Genomic DNA, 1,588 nt, shown 5'->3' with positions numbered 1-1,588 from the left:
GCACCGCCAGCACCGCCAGCGCCGTCAGCACAAACAGCCCAGCGCACACCGCCAACACCGACACCGAACAGAGGGGGAGCCCGGCCATGACCGAGTCCGCACCCGCACCGTCCGCTCCGGCCGGGCCGCAGCTCAGCACCCGGGACGCGAGGAAGATCGCGACCGCCGCCTTTGTCGGCACCGCCCTGGAATGGTATGACTACTACATCTTTGGCACCGCCGCCGCGCTCGTGTTCAACCGGCTCTTTTTCACCGAGCTGAACCCCAACGCCGCGGTGCTCGCGACCTTCGCGACCTTCGGGGTCGGCTTCCTCGCCCGCCCGCTCGGCGCGATCCTGTTCGGCTTCATCGGGGACCGCTACGGCCGCCGCCCGGCCCTCATCGCGAGCGTCGTGCTGATCGGCATCGCCACGGGGCTCATCGGGCTCCTGCCCGACTACACCCAGATCCACATCTGGGCGCCGATCCTGCTCGTCGCGCTCCGCCTCGTGCAGGGGGTCGCGGTCGGCGGCGAGTGGTCCGGGGCGATGACGATGGCCGTCGAGCACGCTCCCGTGCACCAGCGGGGACGCTTCGCCGCCCTCGTCCAGCTCGGCTCGCCCGTGGCGACGCTCGTCTCCAGCGGCGCGTTCGCCCTCGTGCTCCTCCTGCCCCCGTCCGACTTCGACGCCTGGGGTTGGCGGCTGCCCTTCCTCTTCGCCTTCCCCCTCCTGCTCGTCGCGGTCGCCATCCGCGTCAAGCTGGAGGAGTCCCCGGTGTTCCGCGGCCTCGTCGCCACGGACAAGCGCGTGCGCACCCCCGCCTTCGAGGTGTTCCGGCGCGCCCCGGGCCGCCTGGGCGTCGCGGTGCTGGCCTCCCTGCTCGGCATCGGCGGCTTCTACACCTACAACACCTTCGTCGTGAACTACGGGGCGCAGATCCTCGGCGTGGAGCGCGGGGTCATGGTCAACGCGACCCTGATCGCGGCGCTCGGTCAAATCGTGGTCACCCTGGTCTCCGGCCGCCTCGCGGAGCGCTTCGGCGCGGGCCGGGTCACGGCCTGGGGCGGGCTGCTCACCGCGGCCACCGCCTTCCCCGTGTTCTGGCTGATCGACACCAAGGACCCCCTGCTCATCACGGTCGGGGTCACGGTGGGGCTCGGCAGCGTGATCCTCGCCTACGGCGTCAGCGGGGCGCTGCTCACCGAGCTGTTCCCGGCGGAGCTGCGCTACTCGGGCGTTGGGCTCGGCTACAACATCGCCGCCGCCACGAGCGGCTTCATGCCGTTGCTCGCGAGCACGCTCCTCTTCGCCTCCGGAAACCAGTCCTGGGGTCCGGCCCTGCTCCTCGTCGTGGTCGCGCTCCTCACGGCGCTCGGCGGCGTGCTCGGGCAACGGCTCCGCGTCGTGGACGAGGTGCCCGCCGCGGCGCTGACCGAGCGCGAGGACGCGCGATGAGCGCTCCGGAGCGCTGCCCCTGCGGCAGCGGGTCCCCGTTCGCGGGGTGCTGCGCGCCCCTGCTGAGCGGCGAACGGCAGGCGCAGAGCGCGGAGCAGCTCATGCGCTCCCGGTTCACCGCCTTCGCCGTCGGCGACGCCGAGTACCTGATG

At 72.2% G+C, this 1,588-nt stretch carries 2 protein-coding genes; both read left to right on the top strand.

Going from position 1 to position 1,588, the window contains the following annotated elements; translation table 11 throughout:
• The first annotated feature begins 86 nt into the window (after positions 1-86).
• Positions 87-1,436 carry an MFS transporter gene (locus tag OOT08_RS02110; RefSeq protein WP_325091283.1) on the top strand — a complete coding sequence of 450 codons (1,350 nt, stop codon included), beginning with the start codon at positions 87-89 and terminating at the stop codon, positions 1,434-1,436.
• Positions 1,433-1,588 (top strand): YchJ family metal-binding protein (locus OOT08_RS02105; protein WP_325091282.1); only part of this gene is annotated, 156 nt, incomplete at its 3' end. The genes OOT08_RS02110 and OOT08_RS02105, both read left to right, overlap by 4 nt.

The organism is Leucobacter sp. M11, from assembly GCF_035726885.1.
GTDB lineage: Bacteria > Actinomycetota > Actinomycetes > Actinomycetales > Microbacteriaceae > JAPFRB01.
The sequence above is the reverse complement of the archived record's forward strand: the minus strand, read 5'-3'. Positions and strand labels throughout refer to the sequence as shown.

Bases quoted from the DNA above. Each gene is read 5' to 3' on its own strand.
- OOT08_RS02110 (WP_325091283.1), top strand. From the start codon at position 87: ATGACCGAGTCCGCACCCGCACCGTCCGCTCCGGCCGGGCCGCAGCTC.